Here is an 18,588-nt window from a genome sequence, read left to right as displayed (position 1 = left end):
AAGCGCAAATGAAGGGGGCATACCTATGGAAAAGCCTGTAAATAAAGAAAATAAAAATGTAGTAAATAAATATAAATTAATATATTTACCCATATTTATTGTTTTTTTTGGTATTTTTACTGTTAGTATGGCAAGCTTTTACATAAGCAAAAACATATTATTAGAACAAGTGAAAGAGGATGGCCTTAATCTTGTACAACATGTAACTAAACAAATAGAAGGAAATAATAATGCTTTAGATATAATGGACAATATGTTTGAGGATAAAATTAGAACTGTAGGTCAAATAGTAATACAAATGGAGAAAAATTTAGACGATGAATTTCTAATAGACCTAATGAAAGAATTAAATGTGGATGAATTACATTGGATGGATGAAAATGGAAAAATCATACATTCCACAATAAAAGAATATATAGGTTGGGTTCCCTATAAGGGACATCCCCTATATGACTTCATATTAAGTGGAGATACCGAGTTAATGGAAAAAATAAGACCAGATGCAAAGTTTGGTATTCCAAGGAAATATGGAGCCATATCGGACAAACATGGACATATTGTTCAGGTGGGAATTTTAGCTGAAAACGTATCTAAATTAACAGAAGACCTAAGCTATCAAACTTTAGTTAATGAATTAGGTAGAAAAGAAAATATTCATTATGTAACTATTGTAGATACCAATCTAAAAGCCATGGCACATTCAGATATTGAACAGATAGGTATAGTATATGATTCTCCTGAGGAAAAGGGACTAAAAAAAGCCTTAAAAGGAAAGACCTCCATGGAAGAATGTGACTATAAAAAGACAGGGGATAAGGTTTTAAAATTGTCAGCACCCCTATATGATAATGGAGAAATTATAGGTGCTCTTATTATGGGACTTTCCATGAAAAAGGTTTATTCTTTCATCTATACCATACTTATAGCATCATCCTTCATATCTTTTATTATGTTTGTAATATTTTTATGGATACAAAATGAAAATATTACAAAGCCAGCAATTGGATTAAATTATAAAATTAATGAAATAGATTTAGAGAATAATATTGAATACAGAATTCCCTTAGTAGAAAGGGACCCTTTTTTAGGCCTCACTATTTCTATGAATAAACTATTAGATAAAATCAATAGTTACTTTTATGAATTAAAGGATTATCAAGAAGAACTAGAAGCATCAAATGAAGAAATAGTGGCAGCCTATCAACAATTAACCGCATCAGATGAAGAATTAAGAGCCCAATACGATGAAATTCAAACTTATACAAATAAACTAGAAAGTTTAACCCAAAAATATGAGATTGCCATTGAAGGCACCAATAGTGCCGTATGGGAAATTGACCTGAAGGATAGTACCATTTATCTATCTCAAGAAGCCAAAAACATTTTGGGGAAATCTTTTAATGAGAAAGAAAAGGTTCATAAAGTTTTTGATGAAGTCTTAAAATCAGAAGATAAAGAAAAATTAATTGAAATTTTTAATGAATACAAAAATGGAGCTAAAGAAGAAATATATACTCAGTTACGAATACGGGACAAGGATGGTAATTTAAAGTGGACTTTAATCCGTGGCAAAGGTATCTATGATCATAATAATAATTTAGAACTTATTAATGGTATTTTATTAGATATAACAAAATTAAAGAAACAAGAAGCTTACATAAAACATCTTGCTTATAATGATCCTTTAACAAACTTACCAAACCGAAGAAGTTTCTTTGATAAACTTAAAGAATCCATAAAGAAGAAGCAATCAGGAGCTGTCTTATTATTAGATTTAGATAATTTTAAAGAAATTAATGATACATTAGGTCATATATATGGTGATAAAGTTCTAAAAAAAGTAGCACAGGAACTGATTAATATAAAAGATGAAAAAATGTTTTTATCAAGATTTGGTGGAGATGAGTTTCTTATTTTAATAGAAGGAGAAAAGGACGCCCTTAAAATAGAAAACTATGTGAAAAAGATAATAAATATATTTAAAAACAAACAAATTATAGAAGGAGATAAAATCTATATAAGCTGTAGCATGGGAATTACCATGTACCCTTTAGATAGTAACAAAATTAGTCAATTACTTATGAATGCAGATATGGCCATGTATAAAGTAAAGGATGGAGGAAAAAACAACTATATGTTCTTCAATGAAGAAATGACAGAAAAATTAAAGGAACAGGTTCAAATAGAAAGAATCTTAAGGGATGCCATAAAGGAAGATAGTTTCACCCTTTTATACCAGCCTCAGGTATGTACTCATACTGGTAAGATTGTAGGTTTTGAAGCCCTCTTAAGAACAAAATATAAAAATATATCCCCAGGACTTTTCATACCACTAGCAGAAGAAAATGGCATGATCATTGAAATTGGTCGCTGGGTAACAAGGGAAGTTATCAATCAAATAAGTATATGGAAAAAAAAGGGTATACCTATAAAACCTGTAGCTATTAATTTTTCAGCAAAACAATTAAATGATTCCACTTATATTTCATTTTTAGAGGACCTATTAAAAGAAAACAATGTAGAATCTAAATATATAGAAATAGAAATTACAGAAAGTATATTCTTAGATAAAAAAGAAGAAACCATAGTATTTTTAAATAAGTTAAAGAATTTAGGTATAAAAATTGCCCTAGACGATTTCGGAACAGGTTATTCTTCCCTTAGTTATTTAACATTTTTACCAGTAGATAAAATTAAACTAGATAAATCCCTATGTGACAAATTTTTAGAAATAGAGCATATTTCAGTTATGGATAATATTATTTCCCTTGCCCATAGTTTAAAGTTAGAAGTATTGGCAGAGGGCATAGAACGTATAGAACAATATGATCGCCTTAGGGTAGGAGGTTGTAATTATGTGCAAGGCTACTTATTCAGTAAACCTATAGAAGTTTTAGAAGTAGAAAAAATATATAATTATGATTTTTTAGAAAAGATTTCAAAAAATCCATAAGAATAGTGGCCTCCTAGGGGCCACTATCTTTTTATTTCTTTACCTTATCCTTTGGATACTTTTCTCTCTTATAATAATGAGTATGTAATAACTCATGGGCTTTATGACTATTTGGATGTTCTAAGAAATCTTCATACAATTTCTTAATCATAGTATTTTCATGTGACTTTCTAACGGGTAGAATTTTATCTTCTTCATATAAGGCCTTAGCCCTTTCTACCCTCACATCCGTATCCATCAATTTCTTAGAAGGTACATGGGGTTGACCTCCACCTGTTACACATCCACCACTACATCCCATTATCTCTATGAAATCATATTCCTTTTCTCCACTTTTAACCATTTGTAATAATTTATCTGCAGTTTTAGTTCCATGAGCAACAGCTACCTTTACATCTATTCCTCCTAGTTTAAGTTTAGCTTCTTTTATATCTTCAACCCCACGTACGGCTGTAAAATTTATATCCTCAAGGGGCTTTTCTTCTAATACTTCTGCCACAGTCCTAAGGGCTGCCTCCATAACTCCACCAGTAGCTCCAAATATAACTCCAGCACCACTATATTCACCAAGTAAGTCTTGATCAAAAATTTCATCCTCTAAATTTCTAAAATCTATTCTTCCCTGTTTGATCATACGTCCTAATTCCCTAGTGGTAAGTACTACATCCACATCCCTTAAACCGTTCACATTCATTTCATCCCTCATGGCCTCCGTCTTTTTAGACGTACATGGCATTATGGATACTACAAATATTTTCTTAGGATCTATCCCCTTATTATTAGCAAAATAACTTTTAACAATAGCTCCCATCATTTGATGGGGAGATTTGCAAGTTGATAAATTCTTTAGCATATCTGGATGATTAAATTCACAATATCTTATCCAACCAGGAGAACAAGAAGTAATCATAGGAAGTACTCCCTTATTTTTAATCCTAGCTAATAATTCATGACCCTCTTCCATAATAGTTAAATCTGCTGCAAAGTTAGTATCAAATACCCTATGAAAGCCTAGTCTTTTTAAAGCAGCAGCCATTTTTCCCGTAACTCTCGTTCCTATGTCATAACCAAATTCTTCTCCTAGGGCAGCCCTTACAGCAGGAGCCGTTTGAGCCACTACAAATGTATCTTCATCTGATAGGGCATCCCATACCTTTTCTATGTCATCCTTTTCCCTTAAAGCTGCCACCGGACAGGCAACTATACATTGACCACAATAAATACAAGGAGAATCCATCATGCTCACATTAAAGGCTGGTGCTACCTCCGTATTAAATCCCCTATTCACAAAATCAAGAATCCCTATTTCTTGAACTTTTTTACATGTATTTACACATCTTCCACATAAAATACATTTACTAGAATCCCTAACTATTGAATGGGATATGCTATCTATGGTACCTTCCACCTTAGCTTCACCATATGGAATATGTCTTATGCCTAATTCCTCTGATAGGGATTGTAGTTCACAGGTCTTGTTCCTAACACAAGTTAAACATTCCCTATTGTGATTAGATAATATTAATTCTAATGTGGATTTTCTAGCATCCCTAACCTTTTTACTATTAGTTCTTACTTCCATACCATCACTTACAGGATGTACACAGGCAGCTTGTAATGATCTTGCTCCCTTAACTTCCACAACACACATTCTACAGGCTCCCACTTCATTTACTTCTTTCAAATAGCAAAGTGTAGGTATATCTATATTAGCTTCCTTAGCAGCTTCTAGGATTGTATAACCTTTAGGCACAGAAACTTTTATATTATCAATAGTCAAAGTTACCTTTTCCATAAATTCTTCGCCCCCTTTATTTCTTAATTATGGCATTGAATGGACAAGCCTCCATACAAGCTCCACATTTAACACATTTGTCTTTATCTATTTTAAATACTTCCTTACCTTTAACTCCATCTATACAATCTGATGGACACTTCTTAGCACATATACCACACTTTTTACATAGATTTTCATCTATATGATAGGCAAGTAAATCTTTACATACTCCCGCTGGACAAGTTTTGTCTACCACGTGGGCAATATACTCATCTTTAAAATGTCTTAATGTGGACAATACAGGATTTGGAGCCGTCTGGCCAAGTCCACAAAGGGCTGATTCCTTAATATTTTTAGCCAATTCTTCTAATCTATCTATATCCTCAAGTTCCCCCTTACCTGAAGTTATCTTGTCTAATATTTGAAGCATTCTCTTAGTTCCTATTCTACAAGGAGGACATTTTCCACAGGATTCATCCACTGTGAAATCCAAGAAAAACCTTGCTATGTCCACCATACAATTATCTTCATCCATTACTATCATTCCACCTGATCCCATCATGGAACCAAGGCCTATTAAATTATCATAATCAATAGGAGTATCTAAATTCTTAGCAGGTATACATCCCCCAGATGGTCCTCCCGTTTGAACTGCTTTAAAAGCCTTATCATTAGGAATACCTCCACCTATTTCATAAATGATTTCCTTTAAGGTAGTTCCCATGGGAATTTCCACAAGTCCCGTATTATTTATCTTTCCTCCTAATGCAAAAACTTTAGTTCCCTTGGATTTTTCTGTTCCAATAGACGAGAACCAGTCAGCTCCATTTAATATGATAGGAACTATATTTGCATAAGTTTCCACATTATTAAGAAGGGTAGGTTTTCCCCATAATCCCTCATTAGCAGGAAATGGTGGTCTTGGCCTTGGCATACCACGCTTACCTTCTATGGAATTTAATAGGGCAGTTTCCTCTCCACAAACGAATGCCCCTGCTCCTAATCTAATTTCTAGGTCAAAGGAAAATCCTGTGCCAAATATGTCATGTCCTAACAATTCATACTTTTTAGCTTGTTCTATGGCTATTTGGAGTCTCTTAACGGCTATAGGATATTCTGCCCTTACATATATGTATCCTTGACTAGCTCCAATGGCATAGCCTGCTATGGCCATGGCCTCTAGAACACTATGGGGATCTCCCTCTAGGACAGACCTATCCATGAATGCACCTGGGTCTCCTTCATCAGCATTACAAACCACATATTTTTCATGACCCTTAGCCCTATGGGCAAATGTCCATTTAATACCCGTTGGGAATCCTCCACCTCCACGACCGCGAAGGCCTGATTTTTTTATTTCTTCAATAACCTCTTCCCTACTCATGGTGGTTAGAACTTTACCTAAGGCCTTATATCCATCATAGCCTATGTACTCCACAATATTCTCAGGATCTATAACACCACAATTTCTAAGGGCCACCCTCTTTTGCTTTTTATAAAAATCCACCTCATCTAAGGAACGTATCTTATCTTCATCCTTAGCATCTTCATATAAAAGATTCTCTACTATTCTACCCTTAAGCAAATGTTCTTCTACTATGGTCTTCACATTTTCCTTTTTTATATAGGCATAAAAAGCCCCCTCTGGATAAACAATTACAATGGGACCTACCTCACAAAGTCCAAAGCAGCCAGTTTTTACAATCTTTACTTCATTTTCTAATCCATTCTTCTTTATTTCCTCATTAAAAGTATCTATTAAAGTTTCAGATCCTGAAGACGTACAACCTGTACCCCCACATACTAATACGTGAGATCTATAAAAATCCATTTAAATCCCCCCTTAATTTAAATCTATTTCACTGCACCTATAGTATATTCATCCACCACATTACCATTTACTATATGTTCTACTATTATCTTCTGAGCCTTCCCTGGAGTCATTTCCACATAGGTGACCTTATTTTCTCCACTTTTATATACTTCCACAATAGGCTCTAGCCTACATACACCAATACATCCCGTTTGACTTACTACCACATCCTTAAGACCCCTTTTGTTCACTTCATTTATGAGTTCTAAAAGGACAGGTCTAGCCCCTGCTGAAATACCACATGTGGCCATTCCAACTACGATCCTTACTTTCCCTTTAGAATCTCTTATTTCTATTTTATTTCTAGCTTCCTCTCTTATTTTTCCTAACTCCTCTAATGACTTCATAAACTCACCCCTTATTAATATTTTTTCAATATATGTGGAATATCATCTTCTACTAATCTTCCGTACACATGATCATTAATCATAATTACAGGAGCAAGACCACAGGCTCCTATACATCTAGTGGCCTCTAGTGTAAACTTACCATCCTTTGAAGTTTCTCCCACATCAATCTTTAATTCACCTTTAATTTTATCTAAAATATTTTGTGATCCTTTAACATAGCAAGCAGTTCCTAGACATACTCCAATAGTATACTCTCCCCTAGGTTCTAAGGTGAATTGGGAGTAAAAAGTAACAACTCCATAAACTTCTGAAAGTGGAATATTTAATTCCTCACTTATCTTTTTTTGTACTTCAAGTGGCAGACAACCAAATATCCTTTGTGCTTCATTTAAAATAGGTATAAGTGCGCCTTTCTTTCTTCTATTTTCTTCAATTGCATGGTCTAATTTTTTTAGATTCTCGTCACATAACAGCGTCTTAGACATAAAACCTCCCCCTCCTGTAAATATATAACTATTTTAATTATAGCAGAATTTTCTGAAAATTTGTTTGGATTTTGCCCTATAACAAGAATTTTTTTCCAAAATAAAAAGACTAAGAAAAATTCTTAGTCTTTTTATTTATTCCATTGTATGTCCTAATATCCTGCTACTTAAAGCCTCAGCTGCATTAAAGCCCATCTTCTTTTGTTTGTAGTTTCTAGCTGCCACCTCTATGATCATGGCTAAATTTCTACCAGGTTTTATAGGTAAACTTATTTTGCTTACCTCCACATCTAATATATTGGTATATTCCTCGTCTAATCCTAATCTATCATAGTATTGACCCTGTTCCCAATTCTTTAACTCTACAACTAACTCTATATTCTTTTTGTCCCTAACAGAACCTACACCATATAAATGTTTTATATCTAATATACCGATTCCCCTAATCTCCATAAAATGCCTTATGAGTTCTGGGGCACTACCTTCCACATTCATATCTTTTTTCTTTATTTCCACCGCATCATCTGCAACTAATCTGTGTCCCCTTTTAATAAGTTCTAGGGCTGTTTCACTCTTACCTATTCCACTTTCTCCAACCATTAAAATACCAATACCATATACGTCTACTAATACGCCATGCCTAGTTATTACAGGAGCTAACTCATCCTCTAAATAATTAATTATTTTACTTACAAATTTAGTAGTTCCCATATCTGCCCTAAGTAATGGCTTATTATGTTTTTTAGCAGCCTCTAATAATTCCTTTGGTATTTCTAAATTTCTAGTAACTATGGCACAGGGGATGTTGTATTTAAAAAATTCATTTGCCCTTTTTTTCTTCTTATCATCTTCCATATCATTGAAATATGTCCATTCTACCTTCCCTATAATCTGAACCCTCTCATAGGCAAAATACTTATAAAATCCAGATAATTGAAGGCCTGGTCTATTTATTTCCGATATTTCTATACACTTTTCTTCCTCTGGCATGTGAATTATTTCTAAATTTAAATCTTCTGCCATTTTTCTTACTGACACCTTTGTCATTTAATCACCTACTTTTTCCTTTTAAAAAAGTCATAAACTTCCTTTGCAGATTTTTTATTCATTCCATCCACTTTAGCCAATTCTTCTATAGACGCTTCCTTTATTTTTTCTATAGTCTTAAATTTCTTAAGTAGACCCTTTCTTCTATTTGGCCCTATTCCCTTTATTTGGTCTAATATGGATTCAACCATAGTTTTACCCCTTAAACTCTTATGATAGGTTATGGCAAACCTATGGGCCTCTTCTTGTATTTTACCAATTAATTGATAGACTTTCACCTGCTTTTGTATATTTATTTCTTCTCCCTTATATATTAAACCTCTAGTTCTATGTCTATCGTCCTTAACCATACCAGCTATTGGTATATTTAGATCTAGGGCATTTAATATTTCCGTGGCAGCATTTACATGGCCCAGTCCACCATCAACTAATATTAAATGGGGAAAATCATTAAACTTTCCTACAAGGGCCTTTTCCTTTGTGAGTTTTTCCTTTTCCTCTAACCCTCTCCTAAGCCTTCTAAATATTACTTCCTGCATACTAGCATAGTCATTAATATCTTCTGTAGTTTTAATTTTAAATCTCCTATAATCACTTCTCTTACTTTTCCCATCTTCAAATACTACCATGGATGCCACAGAAAAAATCCCTTGAGTGTTGGATATGTCAAAGGCTTCTAATCTTTTTAACCCCTCTATTCCCAGTAACTTGGCCAACTCATCTAAGGCTCCTTGGGATTTTTCCCTTTCTCTCATTATAGTTAATTTTTCTTCATTTAGCATGTCCACTGCATTTTTATGAACTAAATCTACTAATTCCTTTTTTTCTCCTCGCTTTGGAGCCCTTATGCTGACCTTAGAATCCTTTTTAGTACCAAGCCATTTTTCTATTATTTCATTATCTTCTAAATCTGTCTCTACTAATATTTCCTTTGGAATAAATGGAGTTCCAGAATAAAATTGTTTTATAAAGGAACTTATAATCTCACCTTTAGAATCCCCATCTATGTTAGAAAGTATATATTTTTCCCTTCCTATTAACTTTCCACTTCTTATGAAGAAGATCATAGCACAAGCATATTCAGTTCCCTTAGCCACAGCTATTACATCCTGATCTATATGGGATGTACTTATTATCTTTTGTCTTTCTGTAATGGCCTTAATGGCCATTATTTGATCTCGATAGTTTGCCGCCAATTCAAACTCCATATTCATGGCAGCACTTTTCATCTTATCTTCAATCTTTTCAATGAGTATTTTATCTTTTCCCTTTAGAAATAGTATTATCTCATCTATCATTTTCATATATTCTTCATTAGATACATTTTTAGTACATGGTCCTATGCATTTTTTTATATGATAGTTAAGACAGGGTCTCTCATTATTCTTATCTAAATTTTTTCTACAAGTCCTTAATGGATAAAACTTCTTTATTAGATCTATAGTTTGATTAACTGCACTTACTTGAGTATATGGGCCAAAATATTTTGCCTTGTCCTTATAGACCTTCCTAGTCTTAATTATCCTTGGATACTTTTCACCTATGGTTATTTTTATATAAGGATATTGTTTATCATCCCTAAGAAGTACATTATATTTAGGATAATACTTTTTTATTAAATTACTCTCTAATACTAGGGCTTCCATTTCTGAATCCGTAATTATATATTCAAAGTCAACTATGTGTGCCACCATGGCTCTTACCTTATTTGTATGATTAGAAGAATTTCTAAAATACTGACTGACCCTATTTTTTAATATTTTAGCCTTTCCCACATAGATAACTTGTCTCTTTTCATTTTTCATTAAATATACGCCCGGTTCCTTTGGTAGGTCCTTTAATTTATCTTTTATAATCAAATTTTCACCTCTATTTCATTTAATACATGTATATATTTTTTCATATTGTTCATACTCTAAATACAATAATATTTTAAGGAGGTCCTATGATAGTAAAAAAACTTATAGTAGCACTTTTACTAATTATTTTCTTAACTTTTCCAACCTTTGGAATACAATATGATAATGTAGATGCCCTATTAGAAAATATACCCTTTATGGTAGAAAATATTAACCTGGGAAATATAAATATTTTAAAGTATGATGATACCATATATGTTCCTATTAATATTTTACCTGAAAAATTAAATTATAAAATAAGTATAAAGGATTTTATAAGAGTATCCTACCCTAAAAACTATTTAGATTTTAGTGAAGCCAGTGCTTCAAAGGGTGAAGAATTTGTTTATGGTGAGATCATTAGTATTGATAAAAAAAGTAATACTTTTCATTTAGAACAGCATATAGATGATTCATCTCCTATAATAGATTATACTATAGGAACTACTAAAGATTGTATTATAGTTCTTAAAAGAAATGATAGGGCCATGAATATAGGCTTTAATGATTTAAAGGTTGGAGACTCTGTTGGTGTTGTATTAACTAAAGAAAAATTAGGTCGTGGTGTAATACTAAAATAAATAGGTATGATTAGTTTAAGGCATATTCAAAAAATAAATTAGTCATTTTACTGGCTATTTGAATTCTTTTCTTCGTTATGGAATCGCTTACATATGTTTAATATGCTCGCTCACCATGCCTTGAAAATAATCCAAATTCCTCAGAAAATTGACTAGTTTATTTTTTTCATATGCCTAACTAATCATATCTATTTTTATTTAATAGCTGCTTCTATTCTATTTAATCCTTCTTTAATATTATCTAATGAAGTAGCATAAGATAATCTAATATAATCATCTGCACCAAAGGCAACCCCTGGAATTACAGCCACTTTGGCCTTATCTAATAAGTAATTTGCAAAGTCCATAGAACCTTCTATTTTATATCCATCAAAGGTCTTCCCCTTTAGTTTTGAAATATTAATCATCACATAGAAAGCTCCCTTTGGAGTACCACAGGATAAATTTTCTATAGAATTTATTCTATCTACCATGAACTTTCTTCTTTCATCAAAGGCACAAACCATGTCTTTGATAGGACTTTCATCTCCCCTTAGGGCTGCAATACTTCCATATTGGGCCATAGTATTTGGATTAGAAGTGGCATGGCTTTGTATATTATTAATAATACTTATGATTTCTTTTTTAGCAGCCATATAGCCTATTCTCCAACCTGTCATGGCGTAAGCCTTAGACATACCATTTATAACTATAGTTAAATCCTTTATTTCATCGTTTAATGAGGCAATACTCACATGGTCTCCATCATACATTAACTTTTCATATATTTCATCAGATATTACATATATATTATTATCTATGGCAATCTTAGCTATTTCTTCTAATTCTTCCTTAGTATAAACACTACCCGTTGGATTGTTAGGGCTATTTAATATGATTGCCTTAGTCTTTTCATTTATATTACTTAATAATTCTTCCCTTGTATATTTGAAAGAATTTTCTTCAGTAGTTTGGACTAATAGGGGCGTAGCATCTGCAAGTTTTACTAATTCTGGATAACTTACCCAAAATGGCACAGGTACTATAACTTCATCCCCTGGATTACAAAGGGCTTGTAATGCATTAAACAAAGAATGCTTTGCACCACTAGATACTACAATATTTTCTGCCTTATACTCTAAGTTATTATCCCTTTTAAACTTTTCACATATGGCATTTTTAAGATCTAATAATCCTGATGCAGGTGTATACCCTGTAAGCCCCTTTTCCATAGCATCCATAGCCGCTTCACGTATGAACTTAGGTGTATTAAAATCCGGCTCTCCTGCTCCAAAACTAACTATATCAATTCCATCTGCCTTCATCTTTTTAGCCTTTGCCGTGATGGCTAGTGTAATAGATGGAGATATTTTTCCATTCTTAGTAGATAAAATCTTTCCCATTATACTTACTCCCTTCTTATGCTGGATGAATCTTTTCTTCCATATTAACATAATCACTATCTATTTTGTACTTTGTTGTCTCTCTAAATTTAAAAAATTCTTCTGCCACCTGAGGAAATAGACCATGAGATAATACATCTTCCTCTTGTTCTAAGTATTCTTTCATCTCATTTTTAATTGCTTCTAATTGGGGTTTTATTAAATCTGCCGGTCTTGTAGTAATTACTTCTTCATCTCCTATGATCTTCTTAATAATATCCTCTTTCATAGGTACAGTTGACTTTCCATACATGCCCTTAACATAAGCCTTAACTTCCTTAGGTACCATTTTATATCTTTCACCTGTTAATACATTTAACACGGATTGAGTTCCAACCATTTGACTTGTAGGAGTAACTAGTGGTGGATATCCTAAATCTTCCCTAACTCTTGGTACTTCCTTTAATACTTCTTCAAATTTATCTAGGGCATTTTGTGCCTTTAATTGGGATACAAGGTTAGACAACATTCCTCCTGGTACTTGGTAAGTTAATGTCTTAATATTAACTCCTAATACCTTTGGATTTAAAAGACCACTTTCAATAGCCCTTTCCCTTAAAGGAGCAAAATGTTCTGCTATTTCATTAAGTATTCCTATATCTAACCCCGTATCATATGGTGATCCCTGAAGGGTTGCCACCATAGATTCTGTAGGAGGTTGACTAGTTCCTAATGAAAATGGTGATATGGCCGTATCTATAATATCTGCTCCTGCCTCTATTCCCTTTAAATACATCATACTAGCAAGGCCACTAGTACAATGAGAATGTAATTCAATAGGTACCTTAACTGCCTTTTTTAACTCACCTACTAATTCATAAGCCACATAAGGAGTAAGTAGTCCTGACATATCCTTTATACATATGGAATTTGCTCCTATGGACTCCATATTTTTAGCTAAGTCCACATAAGTACCCACATTGTGTACTGGACTTGTAGTATATGATATGGCAGCCTGTGCATGGGCACCTTCCTTTACTGTAGTCTCAATAGCTGTTTTTATATTTCTAACATCATTAAGGGCGTCAAATATTCTTATTATATCTATACCATTGCTTATAGATCTCTTTACAAATTCCTGTACTACATCGTCTGCATAATGCTTATATCCTAGTATATTTTGACCTCTTAATAACATTTGTAATTTAGTATTTTTAACACGCTTTCTTATAATTCTAAGCCTTTCCCATGGATCTTCATTTAAAAATCTAAGACATGAATCAAAAGTGGCTCCTCCCCACATTTCAAGGGCATTATATCCAACTGCATCTAATTTTTCTAGTATAGGAAGCATATCCTCAGTCTTCATTCTAGTTGCTATTAATGATTGATGGGCATCTCTCAATATGGTTTCTGTTATCTTTACTTTCGACACAAAAATCTCCTCCATTTATATAATTTAACTAATTGTCTATTTAAAATAAGGCTAAGGCGACAAGTAAATCTAATGATTTTAGTAAAAGAAATCTTTAAATTTCACTACTTATGTCCATCTAAAACCTCTTTCCTTCATTGAAAATATTTATACTAATATTTTAGCAATGGCCACATACTTATGTACAGTTATGAACTTAAGTGTTATACTAGTATTAGTTTAAAATAATAGTTAATATTATAAATTCGCTTTATTTTTTTAAGTGGAGGATTGAGATGGATAAAACGGATTTGAGAATTGTGGAGATATTACAAAAAAACGGTCGAATTTCCCTAAAGGATTTAGGAAAGGAAGTAGGTCTTACCTCTCCTGCCGTATCAGAAAGGGTAAAGAGATTAGAAGAAAATGGAGTCATATTAGGTTACAAAGCCATAATAAACCCCCAGAAAGTAAACAAACATATCCAAGCATTCATACACACTTCTATGGAAAGGGACAAGTATAATAGGTTCTTAGAATATGCTAACAACATAAGTTCCATAATAGAATGCTATCACGTAACCGGGGGAAATTCCATGATATTAAAGGTCATGGTAGAAACAATGGAACAATTAGAAGCGTTAATTGATGATATTAAAAAAATAGGAAATACACAAACATCTATTATTTTATCAAGTCCTATTGAAGACAAGATAATAATTTAGGTAAAGAGAAAAGCTTAGGATAATCTCCTAGGCTTTTATTATTTTTAATATAGGTCGTACGTTAATTTAATGATATCTTCTAAACCCTCCCCTAGATATAAGACCTACCTAGCTTAACTGCTGCTGTCATAAGCACTTTGACACCAATTGCTAAAGCTTTCTCGTCAAAATTAAAATATGGATTGTGAAGTGGATAGTTATCAACACCATCTTTTCTTGCACCTAGAAAAATAAATGCACTTGGTACTTCCTTTGCAAAATATGCAAAATCTTCACCGGTAGATATTGGTCTATCCAATAATATACAATTTTCTTCACCTAATAGTTCCTCTACATTGTCTTTTACAAGGTCTACAATTGTATCGTCATTAACAAGAGCTGGATAAGAGAACTTATAATCTAGGATAGCTTGACCACCTAAAGATTGTGCTGTATTTTCAACAATTAGTTTCAATCTATTATATATATTCATCCTTACTTCTTCATTAAATGTCCGAACAGTTCCTTCAAGAACGACTTTGTCCGGAATAACATTATATCTCATGCCACCTTTGAATACTCCAATTGAAATAACAGCTTGTTCAAAAGAATCAATATTCCTACTCACAATTGTCTGTATATTATTCACAATTTGGGCTCCAATAACAATTGGATCTATTCCTAAACTTGGTAAAGAAGCATGAACACCTTTTCCTTGAATATCTATTACGAAAGGATCTGATGAGGCCATCATTACACCTTTTTTTATAGAAATATTTCCTGTATCTAGTTGTGGCCATATATGCATTCCAAGCATACAATCAACATCTGGATTTTTTAAAACACCTTCTTTAATCATATATTGGGATCCCCCCCCATTAGGAGCATCTTCTTCTGCTGGTTGAAAAATAAGTTTCACAGTACCATGGATTTCATCTTTTATATTCATTAAACCACGTGCTACTCCAAGTCCAATTGCCGTATGTCCATCATGTCCACATGAATGCATTACATTACTTTTAATTGACTTAAAAGGCAGATTTGTCATTTCTTCCATTTGCAAAGCATCCATATCAAATCTTAAGCCAATCGTTGGCCCTTCATGATGACCTCTAATAATGCCAACAACACCTGTATTATAATAGCCTTTTTCAACCTCTATCCCCATATTGCTAAGTTCATCCACAATCAGTTTGGCTGTTTCAAATTCTTGCCTACTCAGTTCTGGATTTTGATGAATCTTTCTTCTTTGATGAATCATCCATTCTTCAAATTCATCAACTATACCCCTAATTCTATCAGCTATCATATTAAAACGCCTCCACTATTTATTAATACGTAATTTTTTATACTTATAAATAAATTCCCACTCCTAATTCCAATGGAAACTTGAAAATAATCCATAAAGTCAATTAAATATTCTAAACTATACCCATTAAAAATACTACTGCTACTAATAATATTCGTGATACACCCCTAATAAATTTCTTCATACATGCAGACATAAGTCCAGTTTGTTCTACTAACCCAATTCCTGCCATTATAGTAAGAACCAATCCAATTCATTGAATTCTTTATCAACCATACCATCAATAATATAAATAACTATCCCCTTAGCATACACAGTTTTAGTCAAAATAATATATGTATTATTCTACTTGGTCTACCTACATCAGATGGTGATTTTCTTCCAACAATTTTAACATAACCACTCTGTTCTAGTTTTCTTATTATCCTATTCATACTTCGAAGTGTAATTCCATAAAGCCTAGCTAACTCGCTAGGAGTAACTGAGTTTAACCTATATTGCTTTACAATACTATGCAACTTGAAAATTGTATTTATTCCTAAGCCTGATTTTCGAGCAATTTCAATAAATTTTTCATCAATCTGCTCTTCTTTTTCATTATTAGATTGTAAGTTATTAATGGGGCCAATTATTTTTTCTCCCTCATAAACAACAAATACTCTATTTCCTCCACATTTTTTTGCTCTTTCTTTTCCAAGATTAGCTCCATATTTTGCCTCCCTTGCTGTTCTACCATATCCTATACCTATACTTACAGTACTTGTTGTATTCTTATTAATCATACTGATCAACTCTATTTCTCTAAGGTTATTTGTTTCACTCTCTAAAATACTTCTAGTAGAAAACAAAATATAGTTCCCAAAACTCAATTCAATCACCGCAGCTTGAATACGTTGAGCGAATAAATAAATTTGTTCTGAAATTTTCATATTTTTCAAAGCCATTTGATATTCATTTTTATTAATTATTGACTGTTCATCTGGCAAATCCATCTCTACCACTAGTACTACTATTTGATTAGTCTGATTAATATGGACTAAATGTTTTAATTTTAACTTGGTTACCATTTCTCTTATAATATTCGAAGTATTTTTACTTTTAAAGCAAGGTATTTTTCTTAATAGAAGTTTTTTATATACACTTTCAATTCCTGTAATGCAGCAAGAAACCCTTCCATTACTATAATTTTGTTTATGAAAATTATATAAATAATCTATATATTCATTGTCAAGTATTTTTTCTTCTGCTATGGAAATATTTAATTTATCTTTTTCAATCCCTATCTCTCCATAGGCTTCATATAACAAGTCAGAATTATAGGAATCAAAGCTTATTCTTGATATATCGTAACCCTTTAATGCAGAAGCTTTTAATAAAACATTTAGTAGTGAAGATTCATGACTACTAGGTATATATTCCCAAGGTATTGAAGGGATTACAAGCTTACTAGCAAATATAAAGGGTGTTGTTCCAGTAAATAATATTCCATCTAGCTCTCCTTGAAATTTTTCAACTATAACTGGAGCTTCTTTATATATATTATATTTAAGGCTTACTAATTCTATATATTTAAAGTTTTTTCTTACAACGTCACTAACTATCTCTATACTTTTTTCAGGACCTATAACCCCTAATTTCATTACATACTCACTTCCTTCCCTTAACAGTTGATTATTTATTTAACATTAACATATAAAATTCATATTTTATATGTTAATGTATTTAAATTGAAAGAAAAATCTATATGAGATATGGACTTAATGAAATTAAATGTTTACTATTTTAAAATAGTAATTTACTTATACAGTTCATACAGAAAAAACTAAATACTCATCTGGTACATTAGCTAATTTTTTCATGCCTTCTTGCAATAATCCATTTTCTATTGTAACTCCAAAACCTATCATCATTACCAGCACAAGTCCTAATGGCTGAAACCCACCATAATTTTTCACTACATTCTTTAATGTCCATGCCAAACCGTATCTAGTTACTAAGCTTTGAACTTGAACAATCTTATCAGAATTAGGTACTACAGCAGAGCTTCCAGCAAATACATAAGAAATAACAAAAACTAACCCCCACAAACTCAAAAATAGCCAAAATGGATGGGTTAACTTATTTCCCCCAACTTCAATACACTTAATAACTCGTGTAAAAAGTGTTTCTTTTCTTTCTTATACTACAAATTTTGTATCATTCCTTTTCATTTGTCTCCTCCTTTTATTACTAAAATATACATGATAATCAGTAGCCTTTTAAGAAATTCACATAAAAACTATTAATTATGGATTTAGAAAATATTCAATGTATTTCCTCAATTATACCTTTCAAGGATATTGACTGTATATTGACTTTAAATATGTCTCTAATTGTCAATAAACATCTAATTATTAGGTAAAAAAATATAACCATTTAAAATATACATAATTTCAAATGGTTATTATTGAATAATTTCTATATGGGTGTTTATCAAGTAAGTTGTCCGATAAAGTTAAATTTTTTCCACATTGATAGTTCACTATTGTTCAAGTGTGGTTCTATTAAAGGTTAAAAAGGCATCAAGGATATAAAACGGTACATATTAAATTTACATTATACTCTAGTTGATGTTAGTATAATATTGTAGACATATAAAGCCGAACTTATTAATATATAAAGTAGGAAAAGGATGTGTTTACAATGGCTAAAGGACAAAAGAGATATACTCAAGAATTTAAGAACACAATAGTAGAACTTTATAACTCTGGAAAGACTCTTGCAGAATTAAATGACGAATATGCCCTTTCAAAATCAACTATCAGCGGATGGATCAAGAAAAATAAACCTGTAACTA

General features: G+C 32.2%; 16 protein-coding genes. 4 read left to right on the top strand and 12 right to left on the bottom strand.

Features of this window, described 5'->3' with window-relative positions; all coding sequences use genetic code 11:
* The first annotated feature begins 25 nt into the window (after positions 1-25).
* Positions 26-2,953, top strand: coding sequence for an EAL domain-containing protein (locus tag N4A57_RS16100; RefSeq protein WP_293659070.1), 2,928 nt, complete (start codon positions 26-28; stop codon positions 2,951-2,953).
* A gap of 31 nt (positions 2,954-2,984) precedes the next feature.
* Here the strand turns inward: N4A57_RS16100 and N4A57_RS16095 are convergent, their stop codons facing one another.
* The 6 genes from N4A57_RS16095 to uvrC all read right to left on the bottom strand — a co-directional run bounded on the left by N4A57_RS16095 (position 2,985) and on the right by uvrC (position 10,344).
* The gene (locus N4A57_RS16095; protein WP_293659069.1) at positions 2,985-4,748 is read right to left on the bottom strand and encodes an NADH-dependent [FeFe] hydrogenase, group A6; all 1,764 of its coding nucleotides are present in this window, start codon (positions 4,746-4,748) and stop codon (positions 2,985-2,987) included.
* 16 nt (positions 4,749-4,764) lie between these two features.
* Entirely contained in the window at positions 4,765-6,561 is a 1,797-nt protein-coding gene (gene nuoF / locus N4A57_RS16090; RefSeq protein ID WP_293659068.1) for an NADH-quinone oxidoreductase subunit NuoF, read from the bottom strand.
* A gap of 23 nt (positions 6,562-6,584) precedes the next feature.
* A complete protein-coding gene (locus N4A57_RS16085; protein ID WP_293659067.1) occupies positions 6,585-6,950 on the bottom strand; it encodes a (2Fe-2S) ferredoxin domain-containing protein in 366 nt (121 codons plus the stop codon).
* 14 nt (positions 6,951-6,964) lie between these two features.
* Positions 6,965-7,438, bottom strand: a complete 474-nt coding sequence (nuoE, locus tag N4A57_RS16080) for an NADH-quinone oxidoreductase subunit NuoE (RefSeq protein ID WP_293659066.1) — start codon at positions 7,436-7,438, stop codon at positions 6,965-6,967.
* Positions 7,439-7,573: 135 nt separating this feature from the next.
* Entirely contained in the window at positions 7,574-8,485 is a 912-nt protein-coding gene (gene hprK, locus N4A57_RS16075) for an HPr(Ser) kinase/phosphatase (protein ID WP_293659065.1), read from the bottom strand.
* An 8-nt stretch (positions 8,486-8,493) separates the two neighbouring features.
* Positions 8,494-10,344, bottom strand: a complete 1,851-nt coding sequence (gene uvrC / locus N4A57_RS16070; RefSeq protein ID WP_293659064.1) for an excinuclease ABC subunit UvrC — start codon at positions 10,342-10,344, stop codon at positions 8,494-8,496.
* 86 nt (positions 10,345-10,430) lie between these two features.
* On the opposite strand from uvrC, the gene N4A57_RS16065 reads away from it, so the two are divergent.
* Positions 10,431-10,964, top strand: coding sequence for a hypothetical protein (locus N4A57_RS16065; protein WP_293659063.1), 534 nt, complete (start codon positions 10,431-10,433; stop codon positions 10,962-10,964).
* A 194-nt stretch (positions 10,965-11,158) separates the two neighbouring features.
* Here N4A57_RS16065 and N4A57_RS16060 read toward each other — a convergent pair whose 3' ends face one another.
* Both N4A57_RS16060 and N4A57_RS16055 read right to left on the bottom strand, forming a co-directional pair.
* Positions 11,159-12,346 carry a pyridoxal phosphate-dependent aminotransferase gene (locus tag N4A57_RS16060; RefSeq protein WP_293659062.1) on the bottom strand — a complete coding sequence of 396 codons (1,188 nt, stop codon included), beginning with the start codon at positions 12,344-12,346 and terminating at the stop codon, positions 11,159-11,161.
* A gap of 16 nt (positions 12,347-12,362) precedes the next feature.
* On the bottom strand, positions 12,363-13,760 hold the full coding sequence (locus tag N4A57_RS16055; RefSeq protein WP_293659061.1) for an oxaloacetate decarboxylase subunit alpha: 1,398 nt from the start codon (positions 13,758-13,760) through the stop codon (positions 12,363-12,365).
* Positions 13,761-14,035: 275 nt separating this feature from the next.
* Between N4A57_RS16055 and N4A57_RS16050 the strand changes: the two genes are divergently transcribed.
* A complete protein-coding gene (locus N4A57_RS16050; protein ID WP_293659060.1) occupies positions 14,036-14,464 on the top strand; it encodes an Lrp/AsnC family transcriptional regulator in 429 nt (142 codons plus the stop codon).
* A 91-nt stretch (positions 14,465-14,555) separates the two neighbouring features.
* Here N4A57_RS16050 and N4A57_RS16045 read toward each other — a convergent pair whose 3' ends face one another.
* The 4 genes from N4A57_RS16045 to N4A57_RS16030 all read right to left on the bottom strand — a co-directional run bounded on the left by N4A57_RS16045 (position 14,556) and on the right by N4A57_RS16030 (position 17,899).
* On the bottom strand, positions 14,556-15,752 hold the full coding sequence (locus N4A57_RS16045) for a M20 metallopeptidase family protein (RefSeq protein WP_293659059.1): 1,197 nt from the start codon (positions 15,750-15,752) through the stop codon (positions 14,556-14,558).
* Positions 15,753-15,864: 112 nt separating this feature from the next.
* Positions 15,865-15,984, bottom strand: coding sequence for an AbgT family transporter (locus N4A57_RS16040; protein WP_293659058.1), 120 nt, complete (start codon positions 15,982-15,984; stop codon positions 15,865-15,867).
* A 91-nt stretch (positions 15,985-16,075) separates the two neighbouring features.
* Entirely contained in the window at positions 16,076-17,392 is a 1,317-nt protein-coding gene (locus tag N4A57_RS16035; protein WP_293659057.1) for a hypothetical protein, read from the bottom strand.
* Positions 17,393-17,560: 168 nt separating this feature from the next.
* Positions 17,561-17,899, bottom strand: coding sequence for an AbgT family transporter (locus tag N4A57_RS16030; protein WP_293659079.1), 339 nt, complete (start codon positions 17,897-17,899; stop codon positions 17,561-17,563).
* Positions 17,900-18,434: 535 nt separating this feature from the next.
* Here N4A57_RS16030 and N4A57_RS18685 point away from each other — a divergent pair.
* On the top strand, positions 18,435-18,588 hold a 154-nt coding region (locus N4A57_RS18685; RefSeq protein WP_442863868.1), incomplete at its 3' end, for a transposase.

Origin of the sequence: Anaeromicrobium sp. (genome assembly GCF_025210435.1) — a bacterium.
Classification (GTDB): Bacteria; Bacillota; Clostridia; order Peptostreptococcales; family Thermotaleaceae; genus Anaeromicrobium.
Note: the sequence above shows the minus strand (reverse complement) of the source record. Positions and strands in the feature narration are given on the sequence as shown.